Annotated in this window: 14 protein-coding genes; 7 read left to right on the plus strand and 7 right to left on the minus strand. The window is 42.5% G+C overall.

What is annotated here, in order from left to right; genetic code table 11:
* Genes cutA through LNTAR_RS25100 form a run of 4 tightly spaced genes read right to left on the minus strand, consistent with a single transcriptional unit; the run spans position 1 to position 5,781 of the window.
* Entirely contained in the window at positions 1-303 is a 303-nt protein-coding gene (gene cutA / locus LNTAR_RS03560) for a divalent-cation tolerance protein CutA (protein WP_007277269.1), read from the minus strand.
* Positions 303-1,928, minus strand: coding sequence for a phosphoglucomutase (alpha-D-glucose-1,6-bisphosphate-dependent) (gene pgm / locus LNTAR_RS03565; protein WP_007277270.1), 1,626 nt, complete (start codon positions 1,926-1,928; stop codon positions 303-305). The genes cutA and pgm overlap by 1 nt, the downstream gene beginning before the upstream one ends.
* A gap of 8 nt (positions 1,929-1,936) precedes the next feature.
* Positions 1,937-3,331, minus strand: a complete 1,395-nt coding sequence (locus LNTAR_RS03570; RefSeq protein WP_007277271.1) for a helix-turn-helix domain-containing protein — start codon at positions 3,329-3,331, stop codon at positions 1,937-1,939.
* Positions 3,328-5,781 (minus strand): FtsK/SpoIIIE family DNA translocase, encoded by a 2,454-nt coding sequence (locus LNTAR_RS25100; protein ID WP_052607296.1) that lies wholly within the window; start codon positions 5,779-5,781, stop codon positions 3,328-3,330. The genes LNTAR_RS03570 and LNTAR_RS25100 overlap by 4 nt, the downstream gene beginning before the upstream one ends.
* Before the next feature lie 164 nt (positions 5,782-5,945).
* Between LNTAR_RS25100 and LNTAR_RS03580 the strand changes: the two genes are divergently transcribed.
* The 7 genes from LNTAR_RS03580 (at position 5,946) to nrfA (ending at position 14,304) form a co-directional block, all read left to right on the plus strand.
* Positions 5,946-6,305 carry a DUF1456 family protein gene (locus LNTAR_RS03580; RefSeq protein ID WP_007277273.1) on the plus strand — a complete coding sequence of 120 codons (360 nt, stop codon included), beginning with the start codon at positions 5,946-5,948 and terminating at the stop codon, positions 6,303-6,305.
* Positions 6,306-6,425: 120 nt separating this feature from the next.
* The gene (gene metK / locus LNTAR_RS03585; RefSeq protein WP_007277274.1) at positions 6,426-7,607 is read left to right on the plus strand and encodes a methionine adenosyltransferase; all 1,182 of its coding nucleotides are present in this window, start codon (positions 6,426-6,428) and stop codon (positions 7,605-7,607) included.
* 3 nt (positions 7,608-7,610) lie between these two features.
* Entirely contained in the window at positions 7,611-8,588 is a 978-nt protein-coding gene (locus tag LNTAR_RS03590; protein WP_007277275.1) for an adenosine kinase, read from the plus strand.
* Between the two features lie 12 nt (positions 8,589-8,600).
* Entirely contained in the window at positions 8,601-10,025 is a 1,425-nt protein-coding gene (gene ahcY / locus LNTAR_RS03595; RefSeq protein ID WP_007277276.1) for an adenosylhomocysteinase, read from the plus strand.
* Positions 10,026-10,794: 769 nt separating this feature from the next.
* Positions 10,795-12,069, plus strand: coding sequence for a group II intron reverse transcriptase/maturase (gene ltrA, locus LNTAR_RS03600; protein ID WP_007277277.1), 1,275 nt, complete (start codon positions 10,795-10,797; stop codon positions 12,067-12,069).
* 229 nt (positions 12,070-12,298) lie between these two features.
* Positions 12,299-12,814, plus strand: a complete 516-nt coding sequence (gene nrfH / locus LNTAR_RS03605; RefSeq protein WP_157473188.1) for a cytochrome c nitrite reductase small subunit — start codon at positions 12,299-12,301, stop codon at positions 12,812-12,814.
* Positions 12,815-12,822: 8 nt separating this feature from the next.
* Entirely contained in the window at positions 12,823-14,304 is a 1,482-nt protein-coding gene (nrfA, locus tag LNTAR_RS03610) for an ammonia-forming cytochrome c nitrite reductase (RefSeq protein ID WP_007277279.1), read from the plus strand.
* 175 nt (positions 14,305-14,479) lie between these two features.
* Here the strand turns inward: nrfA and LNTAR_RS03615 are convergent, their stop codons facing one another.
* Genes LNTAR_RS03615 through LNTAR_RS03625 form a run of 3 tightly spaced genes read right to left on the minus strand, consistent with a single transcriptional unit; the run spans position 14,480 to position 16,512 of the window.
* Positions 14,480-14,971 carry a hypothetical protein gene (locus LNTAR_RS03615; RefSeq protein ID WP_007277280.1) on the minus strand — a complete coding sequence of 164 codons (492 nt, stop codon included), beginning with the start codon at positions 14,969-14,971 and terminating at the stop codon, positions 14,480-14,482.
* 3 nt (positions 14,972-14,974) lie between these two features.
* On the minus strand, positions 14,975-15,805 hold the full coding sequence (truA, locus tag LNTAR_RS03620; RefSeq protein ID WP_007277281.1) for a tRNA pseudouridine(38-40) synthase TruA: 831 nt from the start codon (positions 15,803-15,805) through the stop codon (positions 14,975-14,977).
* 8 nt (positions 15,806-15,813) lie between these two features.
* Entirely contained in the window at positions 15,814-16,512 is a 699-nt protein-coding gene (locus LNTAR_RS03625; protein WP_007277282.1) for a zinc ribbon domain-containing protein, read from the minus strand.
* Between the last annotated feature and the right edge of the window lie 113 nt (positions 16,513-16,625).

A 16,625-nucleotide genomic window follows, 5' to 3' on the forward strand; every position in this document is an offset into this window, starting at 1 on the left:
TTATTGATTATTCAGCCAAGCTTCAAAAGGAGTGTTGGTTTTTGTGGGTGAGAACTGAAGAATGCAGGGGCATTCGTATGAATGTAGTTCAGTAATTCTATCTTCAACACCTTGCTTATTCTCCTCCTTGCATTTAGCGAATAAGAGGAATTCTTCTTCATCCTTAACTATGCCTTCCCAAACATAAAGTGAATTAATGTTTGGGATGATGTTGGCGCAGGCAATAAGCCCTTCTTTCAGTAAAGAAGAAGCAATGAATTTAGCTTCTTCTTTACTTGAACAAGGCGTGTAAACTAAGAGCATTAGCTGATGGCGCTGTCTACGATTTCTTGAGCATCTTTCTGGAGCTCTTTCAAGTGCTCTTCACTGATGAAACTTTCTGCATAAATTTTGTAAATATCTTCAGTGCCTGAAGGGCGAGCAGCAAACCAACCAGATTCGGTTGTTACTTTAAGTCCGCCAATAGCAGCGCCGTTGCCGCTTGCGTGGCTGAGTTTCTCTAGGATAGGGAAACCTGCGACAGAAGTGGCACTGATGTCTTCGGGAGAAAGCTTTTTAAGTTTGTCTTTCTGCTCTGGACTAGCAGCGGCATCAATCCTTGCGTAGATGGGAGCGCCATGTGTCTCAGTCAATTCCTGGTAGAGTTGGCCTGGATCTTTTTTGGTGACAGCAAGGATTTCAGCTGCGAGTAGGCAGAGGATAATTCCGTCTTTATCGGTTGTCCAGACTTTACCATTTTTTCTAAGGAATGATGCGCCTGCACTTTCTTCGCCTCCAAAAGCGATCTTTTGAGAGACGAGGCCATCGACAAACCACTTGAAGCCAACAGGGACTTCGCAGATAGTGCGCTTAATTTCTGAGCCAACTTTATCAATCATGCTAGAGCTTACTAGGGTTTTACCAACTTCTAAGTTTTGGTTCCATTCAGTTCTGTTTTCGTAGAGATACTTGATGGCAACAGATAAATAGTGATTCGGATTGAGTAAGCCCGATGAGCGTGTAACGATGCCGTGACGATCGCTGTCCGGGTCATTGCCAAAGGCGATATCGTATTGGTCTTTGAGTTTAATTAGAGAGCTCATTGCCCATGGAGAGGAACAATCCATGCGGATTTTACCATCGCGGTCACAAGTCATGAATTTAAAAGTGGGGTCAACCGAGTCGTTGACGACAGTGATGTCGAGGCCGTATTTTTCCACAATTGGTTCCCAGTAAGGAAGGCTAGCTCCGCCTAGTGGGTCTGCGGCTATTTTGATCTTAGCGTCTTTGATGGCCTGCATGTCGATTACATTTTCTAGATCATTGACGTAGTTAGGGATGTAGTCATAGGCTTTGATGTTTGCTGAGTCAAGTACTTGGTCGGCATTAATTTTTTTGACATCTTTGAGTTCGTTGGCAATGATGTCGTTGGCACGGTTTTCAACCCAAGTGGTGATGTCAGTATTAGCGGGCCCACCGTCAATTGAATTGTATTTGAAGCCACCATCTTCTGGTGGATTGTGAGAAGGGGTGATGACAATGCCATCGGCTAAGGCTTTATTTTCTTCGTTCCATGTGAGGATTGCATGGGATATAACGGGAGTTGGGCTGGGCCCAAAGTCGTCTTGATAATAAGCTTCCACATCATTGGCGGCGAGAACTTGTAAACATGAGATGAGAGCTGGTTTCGAAAGTGCATGTGTATCAATGCCTACGTAGAGGGGGCCATTGATGTTTTGAGATTTGCGGTACTCGCAAATAGCTTGTGAAATAGCTAGGATATGAGTTTCGTTAAAGGATGACTTTAAGGAGCTGCCGCGATGACCTGATGTGCCAAAGCTTACGGGGGCAAGGTTTGTTTTTTTGTCAGTGTAAGCGAGGAGTAGTTCGTCGATATTGAGGAGTTGGTCGTTTGTGGGTAATTGGCCAGCTTGAGGGTGTGTAGACATGTGAGGTCCTATTTATTGGGTACTTTTAATCTAGGTATAGGGATGGAAACTTCTTGGTGGAAGTTATTTAAATTAACTTGCTCTTCTGCTTTGAATACAGGAACAGGAGAGTAGAAATGTTTGGCTGTAAAACCTATAGCAATCAGGCCTAGGATAAGGACTATGACAAAGATGGCACTCCATTTTTGAAGTGTGGAGTTAGCGGGTTTACTAGCAAATTTATCGGGGCCTTTTTGGGCTATATTATATTGCGTATCAAATTCTTCGCCACATAAATCAGCATAGAGCTTAAGAGCTTTAGGGTACTCTATATTTAATTCATGACACAGGTTTTTAATATAGCTTTTGGTATAAATGGGGTCGGGTAGGCTTGATCGGTTCTCTTCTTCAAGAGCAATGATATAAGCTTCTTTTATATTGGTGCGTCTGGCTAATTCTTTGATAGTGTAGCTCGCTTTTTGGCGAGCGCTCATAAGCATAGAGCCGATGCTGGAATCGTCTTCCATTTCGTAAATAGTTGGCGAGTTTTTGATGCGACGAGGTTCGTCTTCCTCTGAATGGATTTTATCAAAGAGTTCGTCTTGGTGATTGCTTGTCTTGTCTTCGTCGCTTTCGCCATCGGCCTCTAGTTCATTGCCGCTTAGTTCAAATACACTTTCTTGAGCTGCGGTATTGAGTACTTCTTCATATTCCTCGAGTTCTTGTATATGGGGAGGAGGGGCCGTGTTAAAAGAGCGTGAGCTTTGAGATTCTTCAGTGATTTCGACTGATGTTAAAGAAAGCTTGCCTTCATCACCTGGAAGAGGTTTGTTACGAAGAATTATTGTTCTAGGAGAGTGTTCACTAGGCTCGGGAACAGGGTCATTATCTTCTAAATTTTTTATTGAATCAGAGTTGTGTGGGGCTTCTAGTTCATTTGGTTTAGCCTTGGTGCCACTGAAAAGCTCTCCGTCCATGCTGTTGATGGGAGGAGTTTGTTGCTGCTCGCGCTCTTGATGAAGTGTCGTTGGATTTGTTTCTTGGTCAAAATTTTCTACTTCTTCAATAGGCGCAGTAGCGTCTTCGTATGTGGGGTCGCTTATTTCTTCACTAGATTCAGGATTGGTTTCCGAATTAGCTTTCTTGATGAGCAAAGAAGGAGGGGTTTCGTGGCTATTAGAAGTTTTGATTTTTAGCCCTGACGATTGCGGTGCTTGACTAGAGCGTGAATTTAAGTCAGCGGTATTTTCTCTGCATGCAGTGCTTTTGATCTTTAGTGTTTTTTCAGCTGAATCTTGCGTGTCTGATGTCACCTCAGTAGGCGAGGACGATATGTCTTCGGCTTTCTTTAAAATCAGTGGTTTTGGAGTCTCGTTGTAGAGTGGGAGTTCCTGTTCAAATAAGTTGTCATCTTCGGTACTCATGAGGGCTCCTCAGGGTTTTTGTATATGTCGTCTAAAATTTCGCGTTTGCCAGTGTGGTCTGCAGGGCTTAAGAATCCGATATCTTCAAGTTCTTCAATAATATTGGCGGCTTTGTTGTAGCCGATACGCATTTTTCTTTGTAGATAAGAGATGGAAGTTTTTTTGTCTCTTCGAATGATTTCCATGGCTTGAGAAATGACGTTATCGTGTTTGTTGTCGTCGCCTTCGTATTCTTCTCCATCAGTTCCATTAGAGCTTTCTGTTGAACCCGTTTTTATAATATCTTTGAAGCGTTGGCTTTGTTGTTTGGAGATAAATTCAACGACTTTTTCCACATCTGCATCAGGTGTCCATGCGGACTGGATTCTCATGAGTGAGCTTGAAGCAGGTGGATTGAAGAGCATGTCACCTTTGCCTAAGAGGCCTTCGGCGCCTTTAGTGCCCAAGATCGTCATGGAGTCAATGTATGAGCCAACTTGGAAGGCAATGCGGGTTGGAAAGTTGGCTTTGATAATACCAGTAATCACATTTGTTCTTGGGCTTTGCGTGGCAAGGACGAGGTGGATGCCGACCGCACGGGCTTTAGCCGCGAGCGTGGAGACTGAATTCTCGATTTCGCCCTTAGTATTTTTGTTACTCATTAAGTCGGCAAATTCATCAATGATAATAACTGTGATGGGCAGTTTGTCGGGGATAGAGTTGCCATTTTTATCTTCGGTTGGTTCGTTTGGTTTTTTCGTTCGATTGTTGAAGTCGGCGAGGTTGCGGACTCTTACCGCAGCAAGTAGGTCGTAGCGAACATTCATTTCGAAGCATGCCCAACGTAAGGCAGCAGGAACTTGTTCGGATTCAGTGATAATGGGGCATACAAGATGAGGGATATCTTCGTAGGGAGCAAGTTCTACTTTTTTAGGGTCTACCATGATGAGCTCTAGTTCGTCGGGTGAGAAGCGGTAGAGTAAGCTCATGATTAAGCAATTCATGAAAACAGATTTACCCGAGCCAGTTGTGCCAGCAATCAGAAGGTGTGGGGCTTTAGCTAAATCCATGACCGAGGTGTTGCCTGTGCCGTCTTTACCAAGAGCAATAGGGATCATGGCATCAGAATTTTTAAAGTCTTTGGCTTGAACCATACCGCGTAGCCAAACACTTGAGTCTTCATCATTAGGGACTTCTACGCCAACGGAACGACGACCGGGTATCGGTGTGATGATGCGGATGCCCATTGGCGCTTGGAGTTCCATGGTGAGGTTATTTGAGATGCTATCAATCTTTTCGACACGTACACCTTTTTCCGGGATGATTTCGTAAAGTGTCACTCGAGGCCCGGGGAAGGCTTCGCCCATGCGAGCTTTAATTTTAAAGTGCTCAAGTGTTTCTTGGATGATTTCTTTTTTGCGCTGAAGTTCCTCTTGGCTGATCTTGATGCTTGAGTCACCATCAGTCAGTAGTGATGCTGTGGGAAGTTTGTAGCGCGAAGATTTCGTTGAATGTTGGGGTTCCGTTAGTTGACCAGAGAAAATTTCGTGGGGTTTTTCGTCGTCAATTATATGGTCATCACTAGGCGCTGTTTGTTGGGCTTCAGCTAATGGGAGTTCTTGTTCCCCTTCGACTTCTTTTGTCTTTTTAGGTTTTTTTCGAGGAGTTGGTTCTGGGCTTGGTGCTTCTTCTTGTTGAAGCTTGTTATCGTCAGTCACGGCTGGGAGGTAGTCGTCAGCCTTCTTGCTTTCGACTTCCTGAAGAGCGTTATCCTCTTCGTGTTTAGTCTGAAACCATGAGGCGATAGTATTTTTCAGGTTTGAAAGTGAACTGTGTTTAGTGGAAGAGTTGGCATGCTCTTCTTTTGCAGGAGTTTTTACTTTGGCTTCTTTCTCTTTGGCTTCATTGTCGTCTTTTTTCTGTTTCGGCCAATCAAAATTCATGAAGATATAAAGACTGTAAGAGATGAGGGCTAATGAAAGGATTATACAGCCAAGTCTGTTGCAGATGTGGTAAAGCCATCCGTGTTCAGGGTTGGCGAGTAGGCTGCCTAGGGCGCCGCCGGGGATCTGGGAGATGTTGAGGCTCTTGCATAGGCTAGACATGAAGTCAGGATAGCAGCCGAGGCAGGTTGAAATGCCGCTCGCAAAAAAAGCGATAGAGAGAAAGTAGATCCAGTTCGTTTTATGAATGTTTAAATTTATGAGTCGACGGATGGCGGAAGAAAAAATCAAGATTGTTATGGGGTAAGCACCTAGCCCAAAGCTCAAAAGCATGATGTAGGAGATACGAGCACCAAGGGCGCCAAAGAGGTTAGAGTATTGGTGTTCGAGTTTGCCTCCAGTGATGGCACTTAAGTCTGAGGGGGAATATGAGATAACGGAAATAAATACCATGAGTACCATGGTGAATATGAAGGTGTGTAGACCTCGTTCTTTGGTTTTGTGAAAGAGGGTATTTGTACTTTCCATGAAAAACTTTAACTCGAATTTTAATTGATTTTTCTAAAGTAATTTGTCTTGTTCAAAAATAAAGGAATGAGAGGCCTCTTGTGACTCAAATTCAGTTTTTTAATGGATATTTGTCAGTATTGATTTATTATGCTCAATCAAATTAGAAAATCAGGATAAAAAACATGGACGCAAATACAGTCTTAAAGAAAATTGGCATTGCTTTTAATTTACAGAAAAGGGACTTGTTGGATATCTTCGAGTTGGCAGGCTACGATGTGAATTCTAGCCAGGTGGGTGCTTTTATGGTGGCGCCTAGTCATAAGAACTTTAAAAAGATGGAAGATGCGGTTTTAATCGATTTTCTAGATGCTCTCATTCTTTACTCTCGTGGGACAAAGGAAGAGCCTAATGTGCCACCATTCGCTATATTAAACGCGATCCAATCTTTGGCAGAGCGCGGAAATTCGGAAGCTTTGAGTGCTATTGATGATTGCACATCCAAGGCTCGGGAAGCTATGGAATCAGGGGTTTTTGAAGATTAATAGGGGATTTCTTCTTCAGGCTTTTAAATAAAGTATTTTAAGTTTTAAAAAAATTAGTTTGAAAAGTAACTTGCTCTGCATATATTCGTCTATGCAAATATATAAATATGGAAAACAAATATGAGTAAAATACATACAACACATATCTTCACTTCAGAGTCAGTTTCTGAAGGCCACCCCGATAAAGTTTCTGATCAGATTTCTGATGCTATTCTCGACGCGTGCCTGGAGCAAGATTCTGCGAGCCGTGTGGCTTGTGAAACATTAGTGACGACAGATCTCGTTGTTATTGCAGGTGAAATCACGACAAATGCAAAGATTGATTACGAAGCGATTGCTCGCAAAGTTATCAGTGACATCGGTTATGTTTCTGACGGTATCGGTTTTGATTCGGCAACTTGCGAAGTCCAAGTTAGAGTTCACGAACAATCTGCGGATATCGCACAAGGTGTTGATGAGGGCGCTGGCCTTCACGCTGAGCAGGGTGCCGGTGACCAGGGTATGATGTTTGGTTATGCTTCAAACGAAACTGAAGCACTTATGCCTGCGCCTGTCTACTACTCACATAAAATTTTAGAGAAGCTTGCAGATGTTAGAAAAAATAATCCTGATTACGCATTCTTATTACCGGATTCAAAAAGCCAAGTTTCCATTCGTTACGAAAACGGTAAGCCAGCTGCAGTGACTGCAGTGGTTGTTTCTCATCAGCACAGAGAAGAGATGGATATCGCTCAATTAGAGCAGATCGTTAAGCAAGTGGTTTCAGAGGTTATCCCTGCTGACCTTCTTCAAGAAGAAATTGTTTACCATATCAACCCAACGGGTAAATTCGTTATTGGTGGGCCTCATGGTGACTGTGGTTTGACTGGTCGTAAAATCATCGTAGATACATATGGTGGTGTTGGTTCACATGGTGGTGGTGCTTTCTCTGGTAAAGACCCTTCAAAAGTTGACCGTTCTGCAGCTTACTATAGCCGTTATGTAGCAAAAAATATTGTTGCTGCTGGTTTAGCTGAAAAATGTGAAATTCAAGTCGCTTACGCCATTGGTGTTCCTTACCCAATTTCAGTTAATGTTGACACTTACGGTACGGGTACGCTTGAAGATGATAAGGATCTCGAAGCGATTGTAAGCCAAGTTTTCTCAATGAAGCCTGCTGACCTAATTTCTGAACTTAAATTGAAGACTCCTTCAAACTGGAAATATCAGCAATCAGCTGCTTATGGCCACTTTGGTCGCGATATTTTCCCTTGGGAGCAAATGACTAAAGTTGCAGAGCTTAAAGCAGCTGCAGGGGTTTAATATATGTCGGCAAAATTTATTGGCGCTGGTTCACCATTAGTTGATGTTCTTGGTCGTGTTGATGATGCTTTCGTCGACAGCGTAGGTGGTGAAAAGGGCGGAATGATTATGGTTGATCACAATGAGATGGACTCTATTATTGATTCTCTAGCAAACCCAGAAGTGGCTCCAGGTGGATCTGCATCAAATACTTTGATTGGATTGATGAAGCTTGGTGAGAGTGGTGCTTTCTTAGGTAAAGTTGGTCGTGATCAGCGCGGTGATTATTTTGTAGAAAGTTTCGAAAGCGCCGGTGGTTCAGCACATGCATTTAAATCCTGTGCTTTTACTCCTACAGGTACATGTATATCTTTGGTTACTCCAGATGCCCAAAGAACCCTTCGTACTCATTTGGGCGCGGCTGCAACTTTAGCAGTCGATGAAGTCAGTAAAGCAGATTTTGAGAACTGTACTCATGCGCACCTCGAAGGTTACATGCTTTTTAATTATGATCTCACGATCAAGACACTTCATGCAGCAAAAGAAGCGGGCTGTACAGTTAGTCTTGATTTAGCGGCTTTTGAAGTGGTTCAAGCGAACGCAGAAGTTTTGGGAGAAATCCTTGATCAATATATTGATATGGTTTTTGCTAACGAAGATGAAGCCAAGGCTTGGTGTGGTAGCGAAGATCCACAAGTCGCTCTTGATAGCCTATCTAAATACTGTGATGTTGTTGCCGTTAAACTTGGTCCTGAAGGGGCTTGGGTTAGGAAAGGTGAGGAAACAGTATTTGTAAATTCTTATAAAGTAGAGGCAGTTGATACAACTGGTGCTGGTGACCTTTGGGCTTCTGGTTTTCTCTACGGTCTGTACAATGATTATGGACTTGAAAAAAGTGCAAAACTGGGCGCCAAAACTGGTTCGGAAGTTGTACAAATCATGGGCGCCGTTATTCCCGAGGCTGGATGGGATAGAATTAAAACATTTTTAAATGAACTATAAAGGAAAAAACAAATGAGTTTTTCAGATTATAAAATTGCCGACATCTCTCTTGCAGAGTTTGGTCGTAAAGAACTAGATATTGCAGAACACGAGATGCCAGGTTTAATAGCAACACGTGAAAAATACGGCGAAGAGCAACCGCTTAAAGGTTTGAAAATCATGGGTTCACTCCACATGACAATTCAAACTGCAGTTCTCATCGAAACTCTTACAGCTCTTGGTGCAGATGTACGTTGGTGTTCTTGTAACATCTTCTCGACTCAAGACCACGCGGCAGCAGCTATTGCAGCAGCTGAAACTCCAGTATTTGCTTGGAAGGGTGAAACTTTAGAAGAGTACTGGGAATGTACTTACAAAGCTTTAACTTGGCCTGATGGTTCTGGTCCGGATCAAATTGTTGATGATGGTGGCGATTCAACTATGCTCATTCACCTTGGTGTAAAAGCAGAAGCTGGCGATGTGGCTTTCCTCGAGACTCCGGGTAGCGAAGAAGAGCAAGTTCTTTTCAATCTTATTAAGCGCATTCTTAAAGAGAAGCCAGGTCACTGGACAGAAGTTGCCAAGAAAGTTGTTGGTGTTTCAGAAGAAACAACTACAGGTGTTCACCGTCTTATTCAGATGGAAGAAAGAGGCGAGCTTCTTTTCCAGGCGATCAATGTAAATGACTCAGTAACTAAATCGAAATTCGATAATGTTTACGGTTGCCGTCACTCACTCGTAGATGGTATTAAACGTGCGATGGACGTGCTTCTTTCTGGTAAAGTAGCTATGGTTTGTGGTTTTGGTGATGTGGGTAAAGGTTCTGCGGAATCGCTCGTTAATGAGCGTGCTCGAGTTCTCGTTTCTGAAGTTGATCCCATTTGCGCTCTTCAAGCTTGTATGACGGGTTACGAAGTGACTACAGTTGAAGATGCTCTTCCGGTTGCTGACATCTACGTAACAACTACGGGTAATAAAGATATCATTACAGCTGCGCATATGGCTAATATGAAAGACCAAGCCATTGTTTGTAATATTGGTCACTTTGATAACGAGATCCAAATGGCTGAGCTTGAATCAACGCCTGGTGTTGTAAAAATGTCAGTTAAGACAGACGATATTCCTGGTGGACCTGTAGATAAATATACTTTCGCTGACGGACGTTCTATCTATGTTCTCGCAGCTGGTCGTTTAATTAACCTCGGTTGTGCAACTGGTCACCCAAGTTTTGTAATGTCTAACAGCTTCACTAACCAAACGATTGCTCAGATTGATATTGCGAAGAACGCAGATCGCAAAATCGGTGTTACTCGTCTCAGTAAAGAGCTCGACGAAGAAGTTGCTCGTTTACACTTGGGTAAACTAGGTGCAAAATTAACGACTCTCAGTCAAGAGCAAGCTGATTATATTAGCGTTCCAGTTGAAGGTCCTTATAAGCCTGAGCATTACCGCTACTAATCTTATTTAGATTATGAGCCTGAGCCCGAGATAATTCTCGGGCTTTTTTTGTTTGCCCAGCAAAGCTGGCAAACCCGCCCGCTTGAAAGAAATCGGGGTCGCCCCGATCAAGGGGAAGTCAATTCGATTCGCAAGTGCGTCACGGGTAACTGTGAGGTGTGAAGGAAGCGATAGGAAGTAAGGTGGCCGGAGCGTAAGCGAACCTGATACGGCACATTAGGAGGGTGAGTCTGCAAAACATGATGAAGTCCCAATACTTGATCAGTCCTAATGTGTGCTTGAGGTCGGTAAACCTTACAGGGAGTCAGTGCAATAACTGGGGATCCCCCTGCTCATCCGTCCGAGGTGGTAAGGCTAAATCAAGAGGAGACTCAAGATTGACCGAAGTGGTGCAGGGAGTCAGATGATTCCATAGTAGTGAATAAATCTCGGCCTGTGAAAGCTGGTAACAGTGTGGAGGATAAAACCAAGATGACTTACAACGTAGTTTGTAGGGGTCAATGAATGCCAAAAGTCTCATTGATTGCGAAGGGATGAAGTATGTGTGAAATGATAACAAAAGCACGTGCGATCAAGTAAGAAGGACACGGAGACGCTGATAGGCGTGGTGTCTTGGAAGCAGGAAAGTAGTGAAATGTAATCTCGCTCCAAGCCCGACCATGAGAGTAGTTTGGGCCCTCAAAAGTAAATTGCCATGAGCTAGAAGGCTTTTGAACTCAAATGAAGATCTCATTCTTATTTGATAGTCGTGAAAGAAGGATCAACAGAAATGAAAAATAAACGTGTTTACTATAGTTTGTACTCAAAGCTACTTTCAGAGTTTGCTCTGATGCAAGCCTTTTCAAAAGTGAAGAAAGCTGATGGATCTGCGGGAATAGACTCTCAGTCAACGGCGGACTTTGCGGATGACTTGGTAGATCAAGTACGTTTATTAGTTCGTGAACTCAAGGATAAGAGCTACAGACCACAGCCAGTTTTGAGGGTGGAGATACCTAAAGATGATGGAGGTGTTCGCAAGCTCGGGATTCCAGCAGTTCGCGACCGTGTTGTTCAGCAGGCTCTGCTGGATATATTACAGGACATCTTTGAAGAGGATTTCCATCCGTCGAGTTATGGCTACCGGCCCCAGCGCAGTTGCCATCAAGCGATAGCAAAAGCTCAGCTTTTCATGCGCAAGTATGAAATGAAGCATGTGGTGGATATGGACTTGTCCAAGTGTTTTGATACCTTGGATCACAGTCTTATTATCAAATGCTTTCGTAAACGAGTCAGCGATGGAAGTATTCTTAATTTGATTGAGTTCTTTCTCAAGAGCGGTGTGATGAATAAAGGCGAATTCGAGCCGAGTGAACTTGGTAGTCCACAGGGTGGAGTTATCAGCCCTTTAATTGCCAATGTTTATCTCAATGAATTCGATCAAGAAATGATGAGACGTGGCCACAGAATTGTGCGTTATGCAGATGATATCTTGATATTTACTCGTTCACAAAGCGCTGCAGAGAATGCGCTCGCTCAAGCAAGTAAGATTCTGGAAGAAGACCTTAAACTCACAGTGAATAAAGAGAAAACTCATTTAGCTCACTCGAGTACGGGGATTAAATTTCTTGGAGTGAAAATCTTTGGCTGGTGTACTCAAATACAGCAAAAGAAGATCAAAGCATTCAAGGGAAAAGTAAAGCTCATCACCAAGCGAAACTCACCAGTGAATCTACAAAGAGTCATTGATGAACTTCGTCCCAAGATGCGAGGCTTTGCCAATTACTTCCGAGTTGCTAATTGCAAGAAACTCTTCGAGGAGCTCATGGCCTGGATACGCCGTAGACTTCGCTCAAAGCAGATGAAGCTTTGGAAGAAACCAGCCAAACTCCAACGAGTTCTTAGACAAAGAGGCTATCAAGGTGACTTCAAAGCCATTAAGATGATATCTTGGCGTAATGCCTGCTCACAGCATGCGCATTATTCCATGCCTAATAGCTTGTTTGATGAACTGAAACTATTCGACATGAACAAAGTTGAAACAGGGATTTCTGTACCATCATGGTAATAAACATATACAGGAGCCGTATACGTGAACCGTACGTACGGTTCTGTGAGAGGGATAAGTCAGAGCCTAGTGCTCTGACTTACTCTACTCGATGTGGATTTATTGCTAATTTAACAAAGAAAAAATTTCATCGATATATAGAGGCTTTATATTATCGCAGTGTTAAATACTAAATATGGATGGTTAGGTGAGTATTCTTAGAAAACTGATTCCCCCCAAAGGGTGGAAAATGCCCGCGGCAATAGTCGGTGGTGTGCTTGTGGGTTTATTGATTGACTTGTTTTACGTTTCAAATGCGGCTTCATATCTTTCAGATGATCCAGCAACATGTATGAATTGTCATGTAATGGGGCCTCAGCACGCGAGTTGGCGCAATAGTTCGCATCGAGAGCATGCAACTTGCAATGACTGTCATGTACCCCATGACAGTGTTGTTAGTAAGTACTTCTTTAAAGCAAAAGACGGCATTCGTCATGCGAGTCTTTTTACAATACGTGGGAAAAATCAACACCAGACAGTTCAAATGTTGGAGGCTGGTCAAAAGGTTGTTCAACAAAATTGCCTTCGTTGTCATTCACAGCATTTAGGTGAAACACACGTGGTGTCACCAGAAGGAACGGATAGGAACTGTTGGGAATGTCACCGTCAAGTGCCCCATGGAGATGTCAGAAGTCTTTCTGCAAATCACAAAGCAAATACCTCTTTAATGAAAACAGAAATTGCCGATTGGCTTAAAAAGAAATAGGAGAAATTATGAGTAATGAAGGAAACGAAAAGGGCTTTAACCCCTGGATTGTTTTTGTACTAACAGCGGTGCTCGTTGTTATTGCAGGTCTAATGCTCTCGAATATAAAGGAGCGTAAGGTTGAGGCGGTCCGTATGAATATGGTTGGTGCAGATGTACAACCGTATGAACCTCGTAGTGAAAAGTGGGCGAAAAATTACCCCAAACAATACGAAGGCTGGAAGGCGACAATGAAAGGCGAATTCAAGTCTAAGCATAATGGTAGCACCATGGTGGATATGCTTGAAGAAAGTCCTGATTTTGTAGTTCTATGGGCGGGTTACGGTTTTTCAAAAGACTATAATGCACCTCGTGGTCATATGCATGCAGTCGAAGATATTCATAATACACTTCGTACAGGTGGCCCAACTAAAGAGGGTGACGGACCTATGCCTGCGACTTGTTGGGCATGTAAAAGTCCTGATGTTCCTAGAGTAATGGAAGAGAAGGGTGTGAAAGAATTCTATAAAGGCAAGTGGTATGATAAAGGTCACGAAATTGCCAATCCAATTGGTTGCGCAGATTGTCACGATGAGGAGACAATGAAGTTGACGATTACTCGTCCAGCTTTAGTCGAAGCCTTTGAGCGTCAAGGTAGAGATATTGAAGATGCAACTCACCAAGAGATGCGTTCACTTGTCTGTGCTCAGTGTCACGTTGAATATTACTTTGCTAAAGAAGGCAATCATTTAACTTTCCCTTGGGATAATGGTTTCACTGTAGAGGATATGGAAAAGTACTATGATGACATCAATTTTAGCGACTGGATTCATCCGATCTCTAAGGCCCCAATGCTCAAAGCTCAGCACCCAGGTTACGAAGTGCATATGATGGGGATTCACGGTCAGCGTGGTGTTTCTTGTGCAGATTGTCACATGCCGTATAAGACTGAGGGTGGCGTTAAGTTCTCAGATCACCAAATCATTAGTCCTTTGGCGAATATCCAAAATACTTGTCAGGTATGTCACCGTCAGAGTGAAGGTGAGTTCATGAAAAATGTTTTTGAACGCCAAGACAAGATTCTAGAGAGTCGTCAACAATTAGAGAAACTTTTAGTTAAAGCTCATATTGAAGCCGGTTTTGCTTGGGATAAAGGAGCAAAAGAAGAGGAAATGAAAGCGATTCTTCAAGATATTCGTCATGCACAATGGCGCTGGGATTTTGCCGCAGCAAGTCATGGCGGCAGCTTTCACGCTCCGATTGAAATGGGTCGAGTTGTTGCTTCAGGAATCTTAAAAGTTGGTGAAGCACGTATGAAGCTCGTGAGACTTCTCAATAAACTTGGTCATACTGGAGAAGTTCCTATGCCAGATATTTCTACGAAAGCGAAAGCACAGAAATATGTGGGTTGGAATATGGAGAAGTTGGAGAAAGAAAAAGAAGAATTCAAAGCAAAAGTTTTACCTGAATGGAAAAAGAAAACTGAAGAACGCGAAAGCAAGTATCAGTAAAACTTTCCTCACTTAATAAAAAAGAGCTCTCATTAACGAGAGCTTTTTTTTTGTCTGAATCTTATCTATACGAGTTTCAATAAGGGTGCTTTATGTTTCTATTTTGTGTGACAAGAATAGATATTTTCTGTCATCATTGATGAAGTTATTTGCATCTGCCAGGGAATAAAAAACTCTATTTCTTTAAAGCAGGGAGTTTAAAATCATCTTTGTATTCTAGGCCTTGAATAGTAATGCTTTTCATACCTTTAGGCATGTTAAGTGTGCCTTTGAAAAGGATGAGTTCAGAGCCATTGCTCAACTTGTAGTACATGAACCTATTGCCAGAACGATCTACTTTACCTAAAAGTGCTAAAATATCTTCTTTCGGCATGCCATCTCGAAGCATGTAGGGGACAGCAATATCGAGATATTGATGTGGATACAAAATTTCGGTTCTAGATTTAGACCATTCAAGCTTGTTAGAGTTGAGTTTCTTTAAAGTACTTTGTGTTAGGATGAACTCGGTGGATCCCTTGGAATAAACATAATGACCAGCTTCATTTTTTTTACAGTCGGCTTGTTGGAAAAATTGAGGGCTAAGTGGGCTTTCATATTCTCTAATTAAAACTTGTTGGCAAGAGCTAGCTATAAAAGCGAGTAAAAGTGTGATGAGGGCTTTTTTCATAATTTATACGGATTCGTTAAAGTTGAATAAGAGTTGAAGACAAAAGTCTTTAGAGTCTTTTTGGAGGTTTTCTGTCATTTCTTCTTTCGAATAATAACATTGACCCAAAAATAAGCCTTTCGCAGGGGCCGTGACACCTGCTTCAGAGCGTTGGTGGGATTCTAGGGCATCTAAAGTGTGTTGGGGGTTTTGAAATTCCATACCAACATTCACGACTTCACCAGCCATAGAGCGAACCATGCGATAGAGAAAACCGTCGCCAGTGAAAAGCAGGGCCACGATATGACCAATTTCGATGAGTTCTGCTTTGAAGACCGTGCGAATGGCATGGCCTTGGAGGTTTTTTCTGTCTACGGTGAAAGCTGAAAAATCGTGTTTACCTTCGAGGTGTTGAAGAGATTGACGCATTTTTTCACGATTAAGTTTTTTTCTCATATGCCATGAGTAGGGAGCCAATATGGGGCTGCTAGTCGTCGAGTTATCGATGAAGTAGACGTAGGTTTTACCAATACAGGAAAAGCGAGCATGAAAGTCTGTTTCGCATTGTAGAGCAGATCGAATTCTAATGCTTACTGGGAGTAGAGCGTTGAGGCCTTTTCTTAGGGTGTCGCTGGTAAATTTTGAAATCTTTGGTTCAGTGAAAGTCGCACATAAGCCAAAGGCATGGACGCCAGCATCAGTTCGTCCACTTCCATCAATTTTGATTTCCGAGCAATTGTATAAAGTATTGAGGGCTTTTTCAATTTGCTCTTGTACAGCTTCAAAGTCGTTTTGGCTTTGCCAACCAAACCAAGTAGTGCCATCAAATTGAATAGAAAGTTTGTAGGAATTCATTACTAAAATTATTTATGTAAAAAGGCTCCGCACTCGAGGCATTCGCCAAGTCCTTTGGCAGCTGAGGCAATATCTTTTGCAGAAAGTTTAAGGTGGCAAAAACCACAGCTATCGTCATGAGTGATGGGGACGATGACGGCGCGCAAGCCTCCTTTTGATTGGAAGACTTTATCATAGTGTATCAGAGTTTCTTCATCGACTAATTTAGCCAGTTCGTTTCTTTTCGCTTCTGTTTCGGGAAGGGTCGCAACTAAATTTTTGTGACGAAGGTCTAAGTCTTTTATGTCTTGCTCGATTTTGCTTATCATGGATTTTAGCTGACCAGCAATGTCTTTTTTCTGTTTTTTTATATCTTCGACTTTGTCGAGCTGTTCTAGGAATTGGCTTTCCATATCGTCGACACGTGCATCGTATGATTCGGCTTCTTTAATGAGCTTGGTGTAAGTTGAGTTATCTTTGGTTTCACCCGACTGAATCATGATTTTGGCTTTTTGCTGTCGAAGCTTATCGGTATCATGCGTTAAGTCTTTGCAGAGTTTTTCAGCTTCTTTTTGCTGGGTGTTTAAAGCTTCATAAGCAAGCTTATCTTTCTTTAATGTGGCAACGATTGCTTTTTTCTGTTCAGGGATGGATGCGGATTGTTTTTCGATTTCAGATTTTCTTAAATCGAGATCTTGGATTTCCAAGAGAGTATTTAGCAAGTCCATTGTCGGTATTCCTTCATATAATTAGGCTCAAGTAAAATTATCGTTTAATGGAGGCTTTACAAAAAGCTTTTGTACTAAAACACACTTTTGTAACAGGCATATCAAATTTTTGT

This window comes from Lentisphaera araneosa HTCC2155 (genome assembly GCF_000170755.1).
Lineage (GTDB): Bacteria > Verrucomicrobiota > Lentisphaeria > Lentisphaerales > Lentisphaeraceae > Lentisphaera > Lentisphaera araneosa.